This window comes from Micromonospora sp. CV4, assembly GCF_003667455.1.
In the GTDB taxonomy this organism is placed as follows: Bacteria; Actinomycetota; Actinomycetes; order Mycobacteriales; family Micromonosporaceae; genus Micromonospora.
The window spans coordinates 1-1,336 of record NZ_RCVI01000116.1 but is presented as its reverse complement, the minus strand read 5'-3'; the positions used below and the strand labels follow the sequence as shown (position 1 = coordinate 1,336).

Below are 1,336 nucleotides of genomic sequence, written 5' to 3'. Positions count from 1 at the left end.
ACATCGTGACGTTCACCTGCAACGCCGACGCGGACGTCTACGCCGCCGTCTCCACCGGCACCTCGTTCGCCGGCACCACCGTCAAGTGGAACGACTTCTTCTGCCTGGCCGGCGAGTTCCCCTACCTGGGTGACTACGACGGCGACGGCAAGGACGACGTCATCGCCTTCACCAAGGGCAGCCTCAACGACGTCTACGTCGGCCTCTCGACCGGCACCGCCTTCGGCGGCGGCGTCAAGTGGCACGACTTCTTCGGCCTGCCCAACGAGACGACCCTCTGACCCGCCCGTCCGTACGCGGCCTCCCCGCGAACTGTTCGTCCAGGACCTCAACGGCATGCTCGGGCGCCTGCGCCCCTCGGGCTGAACAGCGACGCGGCGGAACCGTGGATCCTTCGGATCTGACGAATGCCCCAATCCTCCTGATAAGTCACTGAATGCCCTATACCTTCGAGTCGGCCTTCTCGATGGTCGAGAGGGGGACTGAAAAGAGCAGAGGCAAACGTGAGACTCATCCGGCGACTTCCGGCTATCGGGGCAATGGCCGTCGCGGCCTCAGGCGCCGTGGCCCTGTCCACTGTGACTCCCGCGATCGCGGCGCCCGGCGACGCCAGCGCCCGGGGTGTCGTGGTCGACCTGTCCGCAACGGTCCTGGGCACGACGGTCATCACCGCGGACGCGGTCATCGGCTCGGCCACCGCACCCGCGGGCGGCGGCACCGACACCGACACCGCGCTGGCGATCGCCATTCCGGGCGCCCTCGGGGTCACCGCCACCGGCACCGTCGTCGAGGTCAGCGCCACCCGCGGCGAGACCGCCTCGTCGGCGAACGCCGAGATCGCGGATCTGGCCCTGGCCGTCCTCGGCACCCCGGTCATCGACGCCGACGTGATCACCGCGGCGGTCACCTGCCCGCAGGTCGGCGTCCAGACCGCCGACACCACCTTCGTCGGGCTGGAGCTGTTCGGCGAGCCGGTCGAGCTTCTCCCGGACACGCCCGGCGTCACCGCGAGCGCCGCGGTCACCGTCCCCGGCCTGGTGGAGGCCGCTCTCAACGCGACGCTCACCAACGTGGAGACCGTCACCGAAGACGGCGCTGTCGCCATCGCCGTGCAGGCGACGCTGACCCTGACCGGCAGCGTCGTTGGCGGGCCGCTGCTCGACATCCCGGTCGGTACCGTCATCCTCGCCGAGGCGCGTTGCGAGCGTCCGCTGGGCCCGTCGCCGACACCGACCCCGACCCAGCCGACGCCGTCGCCGGGCGCCGCGATCGCGGGAGTCACAGTGGACAGGGCCACGGCGCCTGAGGCCGCGACGGCCCTTGCCCCGATAGCCGG

Annotated in this window: 1 protein-coding gene and 1 pseudogene; both read left to right on the top strand. The window is 70.7% G+C overall.

All coding sequences use genetic code 11. The features are described 5' to 3' along the window. Positions 1-281: pseudogene (locus tag EAD98_RS01160) on the top strand (VCBS repeat-containing protein); the annotation flags it as partial. Between the two features lie 297 nt (positions 282-578). Continuing rightward, positions 579-1,336 (top strand): hypothetical protein (locus tag EAD98_RS01155; protein WP_147457308.1); only part of this gene is annotated, 758 nt, incomplete at its 3' end.